The sequence below is a fragment of the Paenibacillus sp. FSL H8-0537 genome (assembly GCF_038051995.1).
Taxonomy (GTDB): domain Bacteria; phylum Bacillota; class Bacilli; order Paenibacillales; family Paenibacillaceae; genus Pristimantibacillus.
Genome location: NZ_CP150290.1, coordinates 6,056,637 through 6,073,570, shown reverse-complemented (window position 1 = coordinate 6,073,570; position 16,934 = coordinate 6,056,637). Strand labels below are relative to the sequence as shown.

14 protein-coding genes and 1 pseudogene are annotated in these 16,934 nt (G+C 48.1%); 14 read left to right on the top strand and 1 reads right to left on the bottom strand.

The features are described 5' to 3' along the window. Positions 1-16: 16 nt before the first annotated feature. Positions 17-772 carry an exodeoxyribonuclease III gene (locus MHB80_RS25640; RefSeq protein ID WP_341279614.1) on the bottom strand — a complete coding sequence of 252 codons (756 nt, stop codon included), beginning with the start codon at positions 770-772 and terminating at the stop codon, positions 17-19. Between the two features lie 182 nt (positions 773-954). Here MHB80_RS25640 and MHB80_RS25635 point away from each other — a divergent pair, with 182 nt between their 5' ends. The 14 genes and pseudogenes from MHB80_RS25635 (at position 955) to MHB80_RS25570 (ending at position 16,881) form a co-directional block, all read left to right on the top strand. Further along, positions 955-1,167 carry a hypothetical protein gene (locus MHB80_RS25635; protein WP_341279613.1) on the top strand — a complete coding sequence of 71 codons (213 nt, stop codon included), beginning with the start codon at positions 955-957 and terminating at the stop codon, positions 1,165-1,167. Positions 1,168-1,227: 60 nt separating this feature from the next. Next, positions 1,228-2,040: an undecaprenyl-diphosphate phosphatase gene (locus MHB80_RS25630; protein WP_341279612.1), complete on the top strand. Its 813-nt coding sequence runs from the start codon at positions 1,228-1,230 to the stop codon at positions 2,038-2,040. 828 nt (positions 2,041-2,868) lie between these two features. Further along, positions 2,869-3,248 (top strand): annotated as a pseudogene (gene tnpA / locus MHB80_RS25625) (IS200/IS605 family transposase). A 27-nt stretch (positions 3,249-3,275) separates the two neighbouring features. Beyond that, positions 3,276-4,349 (top strand): IS200/IS605 family element RNA-guided endonuclease TnpB, encoded by a 1,074-nt coding sequence (tnpB, locus tag MHB80_RS25620; RefSeq protein WP_341279611.1) that lies wholly within the window; start codon positions 3,276-3,278, stop codon positions 4,347-4,349. A gap of 143 nt (positions 4,350-4,492) precedes the next feature. Beyond that, positions 4,493-5,509 (top strand): ABC transporter ATP-binding protein, encoded by a 1,017-nt coding sequence (locus MHB80_RS25615; RefSeq protein WP_341279610.1) that lies wholly within the window; start codon positions 4,493-4,495, stop codon positions 5,507-5,509. Next, a complete protein-coding gene (locus MHB80_RS25610) occupies positions 5,496-6,434 on the top strand; it encodes an ATP-binding cassette domain-containing protein (RefSeq protein ID WP_341279609.1) in 939 nt (312 codons plus the stop codon). Before MHB80_RS25615 ends, MHB80_RS25610 begins: the two co-directional genes overlap by 14 nt. Positions 6,435-6,436: 2 nt before the next feature. Beyond that, positions 6,437-7,399 (top strand): oligopeptide ABC transporter permease, encoded by a 963-nt coding sequence (gene opp4B / locus MHB80_RS25605; protein WP_341279608.1) that lies wholly within the window; start codon positions 6,437-6,439, stop codon positions 7,397-7,399. A gap of 21 nt (positions 7,400-7,420) precedes the next feature. Beyond that, positions 7,421-8,311 carry an ABC transporter permease gene (locus MHB80_RS25600; RefSeq protein ID WP_341279607.1) on the top strand — a complete coding sequence of 297 codons (891 nt, stop codon included), beginning with the start codon at positions 7,421-7,423 and terminating at the stop codon, positions 8,309-8,311. A 20-nt stretch (positions 8,312-8,331) separates the two neighbouring features. After that, positions 8,332-10,176 carry an oligopeptide ABC transporter substrate-binding protein gene (locus MHB80_RS25595; RefSeq protein ID WP_341279606.1) on the top strand — a complete coding sequence of 615 codons (1,845 nt, stop codon included), beginning with the start codon at positions 8,332-8,334 and terminating at the stop codon, positions 10,174-10,176. Positions 10,177-10,396: 220 nt separating this feature from the next. Continuing rightward, positions 10,397-10,915, top strand: coding sequence for a DinB family protein (locus tag MHB80_RS25590; RefSeq protein WP_341279605.1), 519 nt, complete (start codon positions 10,397-10,399; stop codon positions 10,913-10,915). 31 nt (positions 10,916-10,946) lie between these two features. Next, the gene (locus MHB80_RS25585; RefSeq protein WP_341283076.1) at positions 10,947-12,395 is read left to right on the top strand and encodes a DEAD/DEAH box helicase; all 1,449 of its coding nucleotides are present in this window, start codon (positions 10,947-10,949) and stop codon (positions 12,393-12,395) included. A 361-nt stretch (positions 12,396-12,756) separates the two neighbouring features. Continuing rightward, the gene (locus MHB80_RS25580; RefSeq protein WP_341279604.1) at positions 12,757-14,052 is read left to right on the top strand and encodes an IS110 family transposase; all 1,296 of its coding nucleotides are present in this window, start codon (positions 12,757-12,759) and stop codon (positions 14,050-14,052) included. Positions 14,053-14,453: 401 nt separating this feature from the next. Beyond that, positions 14,454-15,836 carry a cohesin domain-containing protein gene (locus MHB80_RS25575; RefSeq protein ID WP_341279603.1) on the top strand — a complete coding sequence of 461 codons (1,383 nt, stop codon included), beginning with the start codon at positions 14,454-14,456 and terminating at the stop codon, positions 15,834-15,836. A 217-nt stretch (positions 15,837-16,053) separates the two neighbouring features. Then, the gene (locus tag MHB80_RS25570) at positions 16,054-16,881 is read left to right on the top strand and encodes a GNAT family N-acetyltransferase (RefSeq protein WP_341279602.1); all 828 of its coding nucleotides are present in this window, start codon (positions 16,054-16,056) and stop codon (positions 16,879-16,881) included. The last annotated feature ends 53 nt before the right edge of the window (positions 16,882-16,934 follow it).

Here is a 16,934-nt window from a genome sequence, read left to right as displayed (position 1 = left end):
AATTATGATTTCTTCATTATAGGTTAATATCGAGCAGTACCGGACAATGATCGCTTCCCATAATAGCGGAATCAATGGCCGCGTCCTTCAGCAACGGAGCGAGTCGCTCCGAGATCAGAAAATAGTCAATGCGCCAGCCGACGTTCCGCTCTCGGACCTTCGGCATGTAGGACCACCAAGTATAGGCATCGGTGCGGTCAGGGTAGAGATAGCGAAAGCTGTCGACAAAACCGGCGGCCAGCAGCTCGGTCATTTTGCCGCGTTCTTCCGGGGTGAAACCAGAATTGCCGTGGTTGGCTTTGGCATTTTTGAGGTCGATTTCCTGATGGGCGACATTGAGATCGCCGCAGACAATGACGGGCTTCACCGCATCAAGCTGCTGCAAATAAATACGGAAGCGATCCTCCCATTCCAGTCGATAATCCAGCCGCAGCAAATCGCGCTTGGCATTAGGCGTATATACATTAACCAAATAGAAGCCTTCGAATTCCAACGTCAAAATGCGGCCTTCCGGCTCTTCATTTTCTTCAATGCCATAGCGGACGGAAAGAGGGGGGGCCTTCGTAAACACTGCCGTACCGGAATAGCCCTTCTTAACAGCATAGTTCCAGTAATCCGAATACGCCTCACCGAGCTCCAGCGAAATTTGCCCCTCCTGAAGCTTCGTCTCCTGCAGACAGAAAATATCCGCATCCATCTCGGTAAAATAATCATTAAACCCTTTATTAACACAGGCTCTCAGCCCGTTAACATTCCATGAAACCAGCTTCAAGACGGTCCATCTCCTCATGTTGATATTTCTGCTAAATGGGCAGCAGGATGAATAGCTTGCCATCCGCATTCAAAAACTGGCTTCCAAGACATGCGATTAGGCTTGTCCGCTCGTCCAATAATGCCGCCTAGATCGGCAAGGCGGAGTCCTAATATTTCGGTCAAAGCTGGCAGGTCTATGAAATGCATGCAATCGCTAGCGGCGAGCATCTCCATATGCGCAGACTCCATTATATCATGGTTGCCGGGTACACCTGCGACCCAGCCGAATGTTTCACCGAAAGCGAGCCAGACGGGAAGGGGGTTGCCGCTGCTGCCCCTTTGCAACTGGAAGTGAATTTATGCTTTCGCTATTTATACCATGATTGCGAGGAGCGGGCAACTCGGGAGATTTGATCATTTTTACTAGGGTGCGTTATGATAGGTGAGGTAAATACAAGCAAAAAAGGAGACGGTATGGACAATTTCGTATTATGGCTGAAGTATTTAATTCTCGGTATTATTCAGGGCTTTACGGAGCCGATCCCCGTATCATCAAGCGGACATTTAATTATTGCCCAGCAACTGCTAGGCGTAGATCAGCGAGGACTGGCATTTGAGATTTTAACGAACACGGCATCGCTTATTGCGATTGGCTACATTTTTCGCCAGGATATTAATCGGCTGATCGTTAACACCATCAAATATATGAGAACACGGGACAAGTCCTACAAAAGCGACTTTCTGTTCGCTATGTATGTCGTTATTGGAACGGTGCCGGCCGTCATTATCGGGCTGCTGTTCAAGGATCAAATTGAGTCTTATTTCTCCTCCGTGCGCACGGTGGCGATATCGCTGCTCATAACGGGTGTGGCACTTTGGCTAATCCGCAATTTGCAAGGGCGCAAGCGGGATGGAGACCTGACGGTCAAGGATGCTTTAATTGTAGGCTTGGCACAGGCAGTAGCGCTCATTCCGGGTATTAGCCGCTCCGGCTCTACCGTCATTACGTCCATTGCGGTCGGCATGAAGCAGGAGACGGCGCTGCGGTTTTCTTTTATGCTATACATACCGATTAGCTTGGGCGGACTGGTGCTGGGCGTATCGGACATCGCGAATGATCCTAACCGGGCCTCGCTGATGATTCCTTATCTCATTGCCTTTATCGCTACTTTAATTGTTACCTATTATTCTATGCGCTGGTTCATGAACATTATGGCGCGCGGCAATTTGAAATATTTCTCCTATTATTGCTTTGTCGCGGGCATTCTGCTGCTCATTTTCCTCTAGAACGACTGCTGGAGGAGAGGGCGCACAGGTCCGGGGAAAAAAGGGTTTGAGAGGCTGGTATCCGAATAGGGATGCCAGCTTTTTTTGAATTCTAAGAATGTATAAGTTTGATCCTTATATCCCCTTAGAATTCTAGGGCCAAGCTCTTCGCACGTTTCAGAAGGACGACGAAGTCGTTTTTGCTTGCGACCAGAGGAAGGCGACAGCCGTTTCACTTTCACCTTCACTTTAGCTGCTCCTCCTGTGATGGGCGTTTATGCATGCCTGCGAATAAAAAAAAGGGGTTGGCGAATTGTGATTTCTTTTGCTATCAATAAAATTTACAACTTTTTCCTGTCTAGATTAAGTAGAAAATCGTTATTCCTTTATGAAAAACTTACAATATCTAAATTCAGGAAGAATTATATTTAAAATATACATCAAATTACTTGCATAATTAATTTACAAATATGAATATTTATTTAAGGTTTTAAATAAATATAACTCCATCTTATATGTTAATACTTGACTAACATTATCCACTAAGTAAAACTAGATGTTAAAAAAAGAGAGAAATATAAATAAAAAGTATTGTAACTCTATTCTTAATGATATAAAATATGACATAGATTGAAGCTCGTAGTGTCACCCTTCAACAGCTAGATTCGCCTAATCATACCGAGCCAAACTCGTCATTATTTTCAGAATTATCAAATTAACCATCATTTTCCACCCCCCATCTTCTCTAAGTGGGGGAGAGTGGAAACGGTCTAATCTACATTGGCCCTTACCACCTAAAATACTATAATTTTAGTGTTCAGTCGTATACCATAAAAGGTTATGTAATCAATAAAATTAGACTCCAATAACCATTCAGTATTTCTGCTCCATTATCACCTTATTCTAGTCATCAAATATCGTAAGGAAGTCATTACCGCTGAAATCTCCGAACGTCTGAAAGAGATATTCGAATACATTCAGCCTATGTACAAGGTGACTTTGTAGGAATGGAAGCCTGACAAGGATCATGTTCACGTACTCATGAAGACGCATTCGAATATCGACATTTCCAAATTTCTCAACGCTTATAAGAGTGCATCCTCCAGGCTGATCAAGAAGGAATTCCCTATCCTCCGAGAATTGCTTTGGAAAGAGCATTTTGGTCACGATGCTATTGCTTACTTACAACGGGTGGAGCGCCACTAGACGTAATCAAAACATACATCTAAAACCAAGGCATGAAAGGATGATCGGAATTGCTGAAAGCCTACAAATACCGTATCTATCCTAATCAAGATCAACAACCATATTTAGCTAAAGTATTCGGTTCTGTTCGTTTCATCTACAATAGAATGCTTGCAGATAAAATGGAGCATTACAAGCAAACGGGAACGATGCTCAAAAATACACCAGCGCAATACAAAAAGGAATTCGACTGGCTGAAAGAAGTGGATAGCCTAGCACTCGCGAATGCACAACTAAACTTAGACAAGGCGTATAAGCATTTCTTTCGTGATAAAAAAGTGGGATTTCCTAAATTCAAGAGCAAGAAGACGAATCAGCATCGCTTCACAACCAATAATCAAAATGGAACCGTGGACATTGAAGATGGGTATATCAAAATTCCAAAACTAAAAACTAGAATCAAAATCAAGCTGCACCGTCCATTCGAGGGGCTTATCAAATCTTGTACGATTTCCAAAACACCAACAGGGAAATATTATGCTTCCGTATTGGTTGAAACGGATATCGTTCAGTTACCCAAATTGGAAATGAAGATTGGCGTGGATCTTGGACTGAAAGATTTTGCGATTACGTCACAAGGCGAAACTATACCCAATCCTACCTACTTGCGTAAATCTGAAAAGCGACTAGCTAATTTACAAAAGGACTTATCCCGCAAGAAGAAGGGAAGTCATAACCGTCACAAGGCTAGGCTGAAGGTTGCCAAACTACATGAAAAGATTAGCCATCAGCGCAAAGACTTCTTGCACAAAGTCTCTTCCAAGATGATTAGCGAAAACCAAGTCATTGTCATGGAAGACCTTCGAGTAAAGAATATGATGCAAAATCACAAGTTAGCGAAGGCCATCAGCGAAGTATCTTGGAGCTTGTTCCGTTCGATGATGGAATATAAGGCTGGGTGGTACGGCAGAGAATTGATAATTGCCCCAAAGAACTATGCAAGCAGTCAGTTGTGTTCAGGTTGTGGTTACAAGCATGCAGAAGTGAAGAATCTTGCCTTGCGTGAGTGGACTTGTCCAGCCTGTAAGGCACATCATGACAGGGATGTAAACGCTGCTCAAAACCTACTGAAACTAGCCATGTGACCTTGCATACTAGGGGTTAGGAACGAGCCTATAAGCTTGGGTAAACTTGGAGCGGTAGCTTCATTGACCAAGAAGCCACCACCTCTTAGGTGGATGGTAGTTCACTTAACGCTCGAAATTATAATTCGTTAGGGTGATTAAATATGAGTGAGGAATTGCTGAGAATGGAGCATTTAACGACGTCCTTTCGTATAGCTGACCACTATTATGCGGCAGTGGATGATGTTTCGCTAACCGTCAGGAAAAATGAAATTTTAGCGATTGTCGGCGAATCCGGCTCAGGGAAAAGTGCATTGGCCTTTTCGATTATGGGGCTCCACACGCGGGCGAAAATCGAAGGGCATATTTATTATAAGGGGCAGGATTTGGCTCATCTGCCGCCAAGCAAATTAAACAAGCTGCGCGGCAATGAAATGGGTATGATTTTTCAGGACCCGCTGTCGGCGCTTAATCCGCTCATGATTATTGGCAGCCAGATTGAGGAGGCCTTGCTTCTGCATAACGACAAGCTGACGGCGGAGCAGCGCAAGGTGAAGGTGCTGGAGCTGCTCGATAAGGTAGGCATTCCGCGCCCTGAGCATACGTATCAGCAATATCCGCATGAGCTGTCCGGCGGAATGAGGCAGCGCGTCGTCATTGCGATTGCGATTGCCAATGAGCCGGAGCTGCTCATTGCCGATGAGCCGACGACGGCGCTTGATGTAACGATCCAGCTGCAAATTTTGGAGCTGATCCGCAAGCTGAAGAGCGATATCGGAGCCGGCATCATCCTCATCACCCACGACCTCGGCGTTGTGGCGGAAATGGCGGATCGCGTAGCGGTGATGTACGCAGGGCAGATCGTGGAAATCGCCGATATTTATACGCTTATTTCGAATGCGCAGCATCCTTATACAAAGTCGCTGCTCAGCTCGATTCCGGCGGCCAGTGCCGAGAAGTCTCGGCTGCATGTCATTCAGGGCATCGTGCCCTCCTTGCAGAAGCTGCCCCGCGAGGGCTGCCGCTTCCGCTCCCGCATTCCGTGGATGCAGGAAGCGGCGCATGAGGCGGAGCCTGCGATGCACGAAGTAAGTCCCGGTCATTTTGTCCGCTGCACCTGCTATCGGACTTTTTATTTTCCTAAAGTGGACGGGAAGGGGGCTGACTATGGCGCTTCTTGATATTAAGGATTTAAAGGTGCATTTTCCGATTCGCGGCGGCTTATTCGGCAGAGCGGTTGGAGAGGTCAAAGCGGTTGACGGCGTAAGCTTGTCGATTGAGCAGGGCAGCACCTACGGACTTGTTGGTGAGTCCGGCTCGGGGAAGACGACGACGGGGCGGGCGATCATCGGCCTGAATGCGATTACGTCCGGCAGCGTCATGTTTGAAGGGAAAGACTTGAACGAAGGCGGCAGGCGAAGCTTGCTGAATGCCCGCCGCGATGTTCAAATGATTTTTCAAGATCCGTATTCCTCGCTTAATCCGAAGAAGCGTGTCATCGACATCGTGGCGGAGCCGCTGCGCAACTTCGAGCGGATGTCTCCGCAGGAAGAGAAGCGGCGCGTGCGAGAGCTGCTTGAGCAGGTAGGCTTAAGCGCAGAGACGATCTATAAATATCCGCATGAGTTTTCCGGCGGCCAGCGGCAGCGGATCGGCATCGCCAGGGCGATTGCCTTAAAGCCGAAGCTGATTATCGCCGACGAGCCCGTATCGGCGCTGGACGTATCCGTACAGGCGCAGGTGCTTAATTTTATGCAGGACATCCAGAAGGAATTAAACCTCACGTACTTGTTTATCAGCCATGACCTTGGCATTATCCGGCATATGTGCGATCACATCGGCATTATGTACAAGGGCAGACATGTTGAGCAAGGCACCACCTCAGATATTTTTCATAACCCTCAACATATTTACACCAAGAGGCTCCTTGCAGCCATTCCTGATATCGACCCTACACAGCGAGAGAAGCAACGACAGTTTAGAGCAGCGGTAAAAGCCGAATATGATCAAGCCTACAGAGACTATTTTGACGAAGAGGGTCTGGCCTATTCACTAAGGCCCATCTCAAGCACGCATCTAGTAGCTCTGCCTGGGAAAGGTGGATAGCGATGTGGAAAACGATTGCTCGCCGTATATTCATTATGATTCCGCAATTATTTTTACTTAGCATTCTCGTCTTTTTGCTCGCTAAAGCGATGCCCGGCGATGCGCTCACAGGCCTTGTTGATCCGAGTCTGGACCCAGCGGCGCTTGAAGCGCAGCGCGAGCGGCTTGGTCTGAACGATCCGTGGCATGTGCAGTACTGGAACTGGATGATCCATGCGCTCCAGGGCGACTTTGGACAATCGTTCCGCTTCAAAATGCCTGTGTCCGAGCTCATTGGCCAGCGCATTTTTAATACGATCTGGCTGTCGGTCGCGACGCTGATATTGACTTACTTAATCGCGATTCCGCTTGGCATTACGAGTGGCCGCTACAACGATACTTGGGCGGACCGCCTGATTACGGGCTATACCTATTTGGGCTTTGCTGCACCGCTGTTTATTTTTGGCTTGGTTATGCTGTGGCTGTTCGGCTTCCACTTTGACTGGTTCCCTACAGGCGGTAGCGTCAAGCCGGGGACAGAGCCTGGCACGGCTGCGTATGTATTTAGCAAAATCTATCATTTGCTGCTCCCCGCTTTGTCGATGGCGCTGATTACGACCGTGACGACGGTACAGCTGCTGCGCAGCGAAATTATTGATACGAAGCAGCGTGATTTTATTTTGACCGCAAGGGCTAAGGGGGCTTCAGAGTCCCGCGTCTATAACCGTCATATACTGCGCAACTCGCTGCTGCCGATTGCCGCTTTTTTCGGCTATGAGATTACGGGCCTGATTGGCGGCACCGTATTTATTGAGAGCATCTTCAGCTACCCTGGCATGGGACAGCTGTTTCTAAGCTCCATCTCCTTGCGGGATTTCAGTGTCGTGACGGCGCTGGTGCTGCTGTATGGGCTCGCATCGATTTTGGGAGCTTTAATTTCGGATATGATTTTGAGCATTGTCGATCCCCGGATTCGGATTAAATAAGCGCGCAGGGAGGCTTAAACTATGAGCAAGCTTGCAACCGCCGAGGCGGACCGAAGCCCCTCCGGCTGGAAAATCATCTGGCGGGAAATTGTCCGCGACAAGGTGGCGTTTGCTTCCTTTCTTTTTCTAGGACTCATCATCATCTTTGTATATGGCATTTCGCTTGTGCTGGATCAGAAGCAGATCGTGACCGTGGATTTGTTCTCGCTGTACAAGCCGCCTTCCGCCGAGTTTTGGCTGGGGACGGACTATGGCGGTCGCGACGTATTCGGGCAGCTGATCATCGGCACGCGCAACTCCTTGTCCATCGGGATTATTGTGACGCTGATGACGGGGATTATCGGCATTCTGATTGGGATGCTGTCGGGTTATTTTGGCGGCAGCGTAGACAATGTGTTTATGCGCTTCGTCGATTTCTTTATGATTTTGCCGACGCTCATGATCGTTATTGCGTTCGTAACCGCTGTGCCTAAATACAGCATTATTTCATTTTCGCTTATTATGACGGCATTCCTGTGGATGGGCATTGCTCGGCTGATTCGGTCGAAGGCGCTGCAGGAGCGCGAGCTGGATTACATTCAGGCGTCCAGAACGCTGGGGTCCTCCCACCTCAAAATCATGTTTACACAGCTGCTGCCGAATCTCAGCTCCATTATTATTGTGACCATGACGCTGAATCTGGCAGCGAACATCGGCCTTGAATCCGGCCTTTCCTTTCTTGGCTTTGGCTTTCCTGAAAGCACGCCGAGCCTCGGTACCTTAGTCAGCTATGCGAGAAACCCGCAAACCCTGGAGAGCAGATGGTGGATCTGGTTACCCGCGTCAGTGCTGATTTTGGTATTGATGTTGAGTATAAATAATGTTGGTCAAGCGCTGAAGCGCGCGACGGACGCAAGACAAAGAAAAGGCTAATAAAAGGAGGAGATGGTGTAATGAGAAAGGTTATGGGGACAAGGTATGTGTTCGTTTCGCTGATGCTTGTGCTCGCGCTAATGCTGGGGGCATGTACATCAAATGGCGGAAGCGGGGCGGCCGAGAGCGCAAGTCCTGGGGCGAGCGCTGAGCCTACGGCTAGCGCAAGTGCAGAGCCAGCTGAAGATGATGGTCTTTATTCGATTGAGGATTTTAACAAGGTGAAAATTAATGAAGGTACGGCGCTGAAGGGCGGCTCCGTGACTTACGGCTTGGTGTCCGATACGCCATTTGAAGGTACGCTGAACTTCAATTTCTATTCGGGCAACCCGGATGCGATGGTCCTCCAATGGTTTGACGAAGGACTATTGACTTGGGATGCGAACTACGTCTATACGAACGATGGGGCAGCTACCTATGAGGTTGCTGAGGATGGTCGCACGTTTACCTTTACGATTCGCGACAATGTGAACTGGCAGGACGGCAAGCCTGTAACGGCTGAGGATTGGCTGTTCGCGCATGAGATAATCGGTCACAAGGACTATGACGGTCCGCGCTACGATTCCAATTTTACGAATATTGAAGGCATGCAGGAATACCATGACGGCAAAGCCAAAACGATTTCTGGCATTAAGGTGCTTGGAGACAAGCAGCTGCAAATTACGTATATTCAGTCTACTCCGTCTCTACTGACGGGCGGCGTTTGGATATATCCGCTGGCTAAGCATATTTTTGGCGAGATGGATGTAGCGAAAATTTCCGCTTCCAAGGAAGTGCGCGAGAAGCCGATCGGCTTCGGACCTTTTAAAGTGAAAACAATTGTACCAGGCGAGTCGGTCGTCTTCGAGAAAAATGCCGATTACTGGCGCGGCGAGCCTGCGCTGGATGAGGTTGTGCTGAAGGTCATCAACCCGACGACGGTTGTACAGCAGCTTGAGAGCGGCGGCGTTGATCTCGTCGATTCGTTCCCGGTTGACCAATATCCGGACAATGCGGGCATGTCGAACGTCGAGTTCCTTGGCATGATTGACCGCGCGTATACGTATATCGGCTTTAAGCTTGGTACATGGGATAAAGAAGCAAAGGCTGTTAAGCCGAATGACAAGGCGAAAATGGGCGATGTGAATTTGCGCAAGGCGATGTGGCAGGCGGTGGACAATGATGCTGTCGGCAAAAAGTTCTATCACGGCCTGCGCTGGAATGCAACGACGCTGATCCCGCCGTCCCACCCAGAGTTCCATGATTCTACGAACAAAGGTGTAACCTACGATCCGGAAGCGGCGAAAAAGCTGCTGGATGACGCAGGCTACAAATTGAACGGTGAATTCCGCACCAATCCAGATGGCAGCCAGCTGGTCATCAACTTTATTTCGATGACGGGCGGAGATATTGCTGAGCCACTGGCCCGTTATTATGTGCAATCATGGGCCGCAATCGGTCTCAATGTTAACCTGGAAATGGTCGAGTTCAACTCCTTCTATGACCGTGTAGGTTCTAATGGCGATGACGATCCGGCGGTTGATGTTTACCAGGCAGCGTGGTCTGTTGGCATCGATGTAGACCCTGCGGGTCTATATGGCAAAGATGCGATTTATAACTTCCCGCGTTTTGAGACGGAGGAGAATAGCAGGCTGCTTGCCGAGGGCGTGTCGGAGAAAGCCTTTGATGTAGAGGTGCGCAAAGGCATTTATAAAGAATGGCAGCAATACATGGTCGATCAGGTTCCGGTATTCCCAACGCTGTACCGCTCTGAGCTTGCTCCTGTCAACAAGCGGATTATGAACTATGCGATTGGCGACGGCACAGGCATTTACTTGTATCAGCTGGCTGTTTCGCAGGATAAACCGTTTGTGGCAACGAAATAGCGTATAATAGAGCTTAGAGTAGCAAAAAAGATAACAGGCGGGGCTTAAGTCCACCTGTTAGACGAGGGCTGTTCACTAGGGCGGAGGATTCCGCCTTGGGGAGCAGCCCGCTTTGCGATTGCAGCGGGGAGGACGCGGCAGCGCTCTTTTCAAACGGGGGCGGGAATGCTACAATCTCTGAAACTGAAGCTTTGAAAATAAAGAAAGGCAGGTAACGAATATGAGCAATCGACCTTCTATTAATGACTTTAACCCTTTTTATCAAACATACATTGAAAAGGTGCCGGAAGGCAGCATTAAGGATGTGCTGCTTGAGGCCTACGATACGACAAGCGAGCTGCTCGCAAGCATTCCAGAGGAGCGCGGCGACTATAAATACGCAGAAGGCAAATGGAGCATTAAGGAAGTCATTGGCCATATTAATGATACCGAGCGCGTCATGAGCTATCGCCTGCTGCGGGTTTCGCGGGGCGATTCGACGCCGCTGCCTGGTTTTGAGCAGGAGGTGTTTGTAGCGGGCGCGAGGTTTAATGAGTATACGACCCAGGAGCTGGCCGAGGAATATCGGGCGATCAGGCAATCGACGCTTAAGCTGCTTAGCAAGCTTTCCGATGAGGAGCTGGCACGGCGCGGCAACGCAAGCAGCTCCGAGGTAACGGCATTGGCGCTGGCCTATATTATCGCTGGTCACGAGCTGCACCATTTGAACGTATTGAAAGCACGATATTTAATTGACTAGCTTATACAACAGTCACCAAAGGAGCTCTATGATGAGTGAAGCAAGCTTTAAGGATTATCAATTAAGTGAAGACATTACCCGGGCGCTGGATAGCTTAGGCTACAAGCAGCCGACCATTGTACAACGCGAAGTGATTCCGATTGCGCTGAGCAAGCGCGATCTTACGGTCAAGTCGCACACCGGCAGCGGCAAGACGGCAGCCTATGGCATTCCGATCTGTGAAATGGTCGATTGGGACGAAAATCGGCCGCAGGCGCTCGTATTGACACCGACCCGAGAGCTTGCTGATCAAGTAACCGAGGATATTACGAACATAGGCCGTTACAAAAGAATTAAAGCGACGGCTATTTATGGCAAGCAGCCCTTTGCCCCGCAGCGCATGCAGCTGACGCAAAAAAATCATGTGGTCGTCGGTACGCCGGGGCGCATTATGGATCATATCGAAAAAGATACGATTGATCTGGAGAAGCTGCGCTTCCTCGTCATTGACGAGGCGGACGAAATGCTGAGCATGGGCTTCATCGAGCAGCTGGAAATGATTATTCAGGAGCTGCCCAAGGATCGGGTGACGCTTCTATTCTCCGCTACGCTGCCGAAGGATGTAGAGCGGCTGTGCCATCGCTACATGAACGATCCCGTTGATATTGAAATTAAAGGAGAGGGCAGTACGAAGGCTGAAATCGAGCATTCGCTGTTTATCGTACGGGATAATCGCAAGCTTCAATTGCTGCAGGATGTGACCGTAATGGAAAACCCGGACAGCTGCATCATTTTTTGCCGGACGCAGGTCAATGTCGATGAGGTGCATCATGAGCTGACCCAGCTCGGTTATCCGATTGGCAAAATCCACGGCGGCATGGAGCAGGATGACCGTAATCGGGTAATGGGCGAGTTCCGCAGAGGCGAGTTCCGTTATTTGGTGGCGACTGATGTAGCGGCGCGAGGCATTGATATTGATCGGATTTCCCATGTGATCAACTACGATTTTCCGATGGAGAGGGAAAGCTATGTCCACCGCGCAGGCCGAACAGGACGAGCTGGCAACAAAGGCAAGGCGATCTCGTTCGTGACGCCAAATGAGGATTCCTTTCTCGCGAATGTTGAGGCGTACATTGGGTTTAAAATCCGTCAGGCGGAGGCTCCGCCTGAAGATGTTGTGGACAGCCGCAGGGAAAGCTTTGAGCTGAAGCTGAAAGCAAGTCCCGAATTGAAGCAAGACAAGAAGTCACAGCTGAGTGCGGACATCCTCAAGCTGCATTTCAATGGCGGCAAGAAAAACAAGCTCAGAGCAGTTGATTTCGTGGGCACCATTGCGAAGATTGAGGGCATGACAGCTGTCGATATCGGCATTATTACGATTGAGGACAATAAGACGTATGTGGAGATTTTGAATGGCAAAGGCAACCTCGTGCTGCAAGCAATGAAAAATACGACGGTTAAAGGCAAGCTGCTTAAGGTGCAGCCTGCAAGGAAGCTGTAGTTAAGCTTGGATATGCTTAGCTGTGCTATAGCAAAAACGAGTTTCTTAAAGTAAAGGCATCTATAGATGATCTTAATTGGTTCTGATTAAACCATTTAAGGGCATTAGTAGGTGCTTTTTATTTTGAAATCAATTTATCAACTGAATTTTAAAATCAAATAAAGTAATGTAAATACAAATTTCGACAAAATTCGCTATAAATAAAATGAAAATAGTGTCGATACTAAATGAGGTGATCAACAACTTAGGAGTCATTCCTGTAATGAATTAAATTGAGGTTTGAACAAAAAAAGCGCCTCCTGTATGCTGGGTCATGGAATGGTGGTCATTCACTGCCCGAATTAAAAGGAGGACGCTCATTATGAAGTATAAACAATCGAAGAAACAGAATCAACGGATTACACGAATTTCGGAAAAAACGTTGGTGGTTGGTGCAGACATTGCGAAAGAAACCCACGTGGCCCGCGCTATCGACTTTCGGGGGATTGAACTCGGAAAGGACTGCGTCTTTTCCAATACCCGTACCGGACTGGAGCAACTGGTTCAGTGGATGAAGGAACTGCAGCGGGAGCATGCCAAGAGCGACGTCCTCTTCGGCATTGAGCCTACCGGACACTACTGGTTTAACCTGGCGGAGTATTTAAGCCAGCAAGGTATTCCTTTGGTTATTGTCAATCCGCATCACGTACACAAGAGCAAAGAACTGGAAGACAACTCACCGACGAAAAACGACTATAAAGATGCTAAAGTCATTGCGGACTTGGTACGAAACGGGAAGTACAGCCAGCCGAAATTGCCGACGCGTGTCTACGCCGATCTGCGGATTCTCATGAATCTTCGCGAGAAGATCATGGTGAATCTCGGACAGGTGCAGAGACGAATACAGAACTGGCAAGATCGCTTTTTCCCCGAATATACGGAGGTATTTAAAGATTGGGAAGGGAAAGCCTCGCTCCTTACACTAAGGGAATTTCCGATGCCAAGTGAGATCGTAGCCCTCGGGGCAGAAGTCATCGTTCAGCGATGGAAGAAAGACGTGAAACGAGCGATCGGAACGAAGCGAGCCGAGCTGCTGGTTGAAACGGCGAGAAGTTCGATCGGTTTGACGGAAGGTCTTCCGGCAGCCCAAATCGAGATTAAAGCGCTTTTGGAGCAGTACGACATGTTTGTCAGACAGCTCGAAGAGATTCTAGTCGAGGTCGAACGTCTACTTGGGCAAATCCCAGGAACGAAGGAAATGCTCACCGTGCCGGGGGTGGCGGTGGTCACCTTAGCAGGATTCTTGGCGGAAGTTGGAGATCTGAGTGGTTACGAGCATGGACAGCAGATTATTCGGCTAGCCGGACTGAATCTCAAAGAGAACAGTTCAGGAAAGAAAAAAGGCAAATCCAGTATTACCAAACGTGGACGTGCAAGATTAAGGGCCCTGTTGTTTCGAGCGGTCATGCCCATGGTGGCAAAGAATGCGGAGTTTAAGGCCTTGCACCAGTACTTCACCAAACGAACGCAGAATCCATTGAAGAAAAAACAATCGCTTGTGGCGTTGTGTGGGAAACTCATACGTGTCCTGCATACGCTGGGCACCAAACAAATGCCGTATGACGCAAAGCACGTGTTAGGGCCAGTACGTCAGGCTCAGTTACAGATGATAGCTTAAGAAAAACCGAATTCAGGTTTCTCACCAAACGGGAATGACCAAAGACAAAAGAAGCACGGAGTAGCCGTAGGATCGAATACCATAAGGGCAACGACCCCGTAAAGGAGCAAGAAACGGCATCCACCTCTTGAGAGGCAGAACGAAGGAATGTAAGGGCAGCGACCCCGCGTGACATGGGAGGGTAAGCCGTCAAGAGAACGTGTGGATATCCAAGGTGCGATCATCGGAAAAATCCATGGCTGGGGACAAATATCCCCAATCTCTATTCCCGCCACCGGCTCCGCCAGAAAATATTGTCATCCTTACATGACTTCTCCAACTCTCGATCTGTCAATGGCTGAAAATCTAAGAATGAGTGAGCAAACAAGAGAATTTATTAATTTATAGTGGGAGGTATACTTGTGAAAAAAATATTTAATTTGTTTCTTGCTTTAAGTTTTGTAGCACTGATATTTACAGGGGTTAAAGTGTCGGCAGCGGAAGAGGATGGGAATCTCATTCCTATAATGACAAGTAGTGCTGCTCCTGCAGGTAAAGCTTCAGCAAGTTCAACCCTGACTTGGCAAGGTACAACTTATAGTGCATTTCGGGCTTTTAGCGACCAAGGAGAGTATGCCTCGGACGAGGGTGTTAAAGTAGCTTCGCTTCAATACGAGTTTAATCAATCTCAGAAAGTTAATCGCTACTCTGTAACAGGCGGGACAGGAACATTTTTTCCGCAATCATGGGATTTTCAAGGGTCAGACAATGGAGCTACATTTGTAACCCTTCATTCCGTTTCAACGGCTAATCTAGCTACAGTAACAAATAGAACGAGAAGCTACAGCTACGTTAATGAGCATGCATATAAATACTATAGAATAAATGTGAAATCAACCTATAATAATGCAGATCATATTGGTATTGCTAGATTGAAAATGTTCTATGATATTGAAAAGCCTGCAAATGTAGTTGCAGAGCTTAATGCTAGTAATAATGTAGCGATTAATTGGAATGCGACACAAACAGCAGATAGCTACAATATTAAAAGAGCGGAGACTGCTGGCGGCCCATATACAACAATAGGGACTTCGGTGACTAATTCAACTTATTTGGATTCTAATCTGACCGTAGATAAAACGTATTATTACGTAGTTACTGCGAATACTGTAGATGGCGAGAGCAAGCTATCAAATGAAGTCTCTATTTATATCCCTAAGAAAGAAGCAGCATTGGAAGTGCTTTCTGAATTGGACGAAGTATATTTGAATGATACGTTTCAAGTACAAATCATGCTTAAAAATGTAGAGAATATCTATGCAGAGGATTTCAACATAAAGTATGATACTACAAGGTTTCAATTAGTAGGAGTCGAAGAGGCTGAGCATATTGGCATCATACATCAAGCTGCGGTGGCCTCTGATACACTAAGGTTCATAACAGCGAGTTTAGGTAAAGATTACGGGATAAATGGCGAAGGTGTTCTGGTCAATTTGACTTTCAAAGCCATTGGTCTAGGTCAAGGTAAAGTAGATGCAGTTAGAGGGAAAATTGCTGATAATGGAACTACCGAAACCACGTTAAAAGATGAGAATAATGGCGAAAAGATCATTAATGTAATTAAACGTACAGAATTTACGCTTAAGCATATTGGGGCATTGGGATACTCTTATGGGGAAACCAAAGTTGAGTTGCCTGAAGACCTGAAGGGCTTCTTAGGTGATGTGGGTAGTGTTGAGAAAGTTGATTTGCTAGAGGTAGTCGATGCGGTATTGTCGAATCCTGCATATGATTTTAATGCTTAAAGTTTGAAAAGATAACTTTATTGTAGAACGAATGGAGGGCCGCTATCTAAGCGGCTCTCTTTTTTTGAAAATTGTCCCCGACCTACAGCACCTACGCGGGAACGAAAGGGGCAGTGGCTAACGGGGCAGACGATGCGAGTGAATGGCGGCTTCATTTAAAAGGATAGTTTGAAGCCCCTGTGCAGCTATGGTATGGTTCGTATAAAAGGGGAGAGCGATGATGCAGCATCTGGATCAAATCGTGCCGCTTCTGGAACAGGACACGCTTACGAACATTACGCTGCTGAAAATGATCGAGGCTTATGAGGCATCCATCATCAGCAAGCTCATAAAGGATTCTGAAACGTCGCGATGGGGACTGCTCCTACTGCTGCCAGTCGAAGCTTATCCCTATGATCAGCAGACGTATCCCGGCACCGACTTTATCGTTTTTGTCGCGTATACGGAACAGTCGCTGCTGCCCGAGCTGCTTAAGGCGGTTCCTGCAGGCGCCCGCCTTGTGTTCAAGCTGCAGAAGGATGAGTACCGAGAACAGCTTGCCCACTATTACGAGCTGGAGCAGGCTAGAGCTTATATTTCCTATACGAGCCAAAACCAGCTTACAGGCAGCAGCGTGCAGCAGCACAAAGGGAGTGGGAATGATGACGTTGTGAAGCAGGAGGCGCTGGCAGAGGAACTGCTGCCGCTGCTTTGCAGCAACGGCTATACACCGGAGGAGCTTCGCGACTATTTTGCCGCAGGCGCCTATGCCTTCATCATTTGCCGGGAAGGTGAGGCTGCTGCCGGCTGTTTTATTTTTTGCAACTATGACGACGTTTGGGAAATTGCAGGCGTCCATACCCGGGAGCGCTGGCGTGGGCAAGGCTTGGCGAGGCAGCTTGTGGCTGCCGCCTTGGAGCATTTGCAGCAGGGTGGGCTGAGGCCGAGATACCATGTGCTGGAGACGAACACTGCCTCGATCCGCCTCGCGGAGTCGCTGGGCCTCCAGCCCTTCATGAAGCTGACCCATCATACGATGCAAAGACCAACTGCGGAACAGCGGTAAATTTAGCCGAATCAACAAAAGCCCGCCCTTCAACGCTAGCTGAAGGAGCGGGC

Bases quoted from the DNA above. Each gene is read 5' to 3' on its own strand.
- MHB80_RS25585 (WP_341283076.1), top strand. From the start codon at position 10,947: ATGAGTGAAGCAAGCTTTAAGGATTATCAATTAAGTGAAGACATTACC.
- MHB80_RS25600 (WP_341279607.1), top strand. From the start codon at position 7,421: ATGAGCAAGCTTGCAACCGCCGAGGCGGACCGAAGCCCCTCCGGCTGG.
- MHB80_RS25570 (WP_341279602.1), top strand. From the start codon at position 16,054: ATGATGCAGCATCTGGATCAAATCGTGCCGCTTCTGGAACAGGACACG.
- MHB80_RS25610 (WP_341279609.1), top strand. From the start codon at position 5,496: ATGGCGCTTCTTGATATTAAGGATTTAAAGGTGCATTTTCCGATTCGC.
- MHB80_RS25635 (WP_341279613.1), top strand. From the start codon at position 955: ATGCATGCAATCGCTAGCGGCGAGCATCTCCATATGCGCAGACTCCAT.
- MHB80_RS25615 (WP_341279610.1), top strand. From the start codon at position 4,493: ATGAGTGAGGAATTGCTGAGAATGGAGCATTTAACGACGTCCTTTCGT.
- MHB80_RS25580 (WP_341279604.1), top strand. From the start codon at position 12,757: ATGAAGTATAAACAATCGAAGAAACAGAATCAACGGATTACACGAATT.
- opp4B (WP_341279608.1), top strand. From the start codon at position 6,437: ATGTGGAAAACGATTGCTCGCCGTATATTCATTATGATTCCGCAATTA.
- MHB80_RS25630 (WP_341279612.1), top strand. From the start codon at position 1,228: ATGGACAATTTCGTATTATGGCTGAAGTATTTAATTCTCGGTATTATT.
- MHB80_RS25590 (WP_341279605.1), top strand. From the start codon at position 10,397: ATGAGCAATCGACCTTCTATTAATGACTTTAACCCTTTTTATCAAACA.
- MHB80_RS25595 (WP_341279606.1), top strand. From the start codon at position 8,332: ATGAGAAAGGTTATGGGGACAAGGTATGTGTTCGTTTCGCTGATGCTT.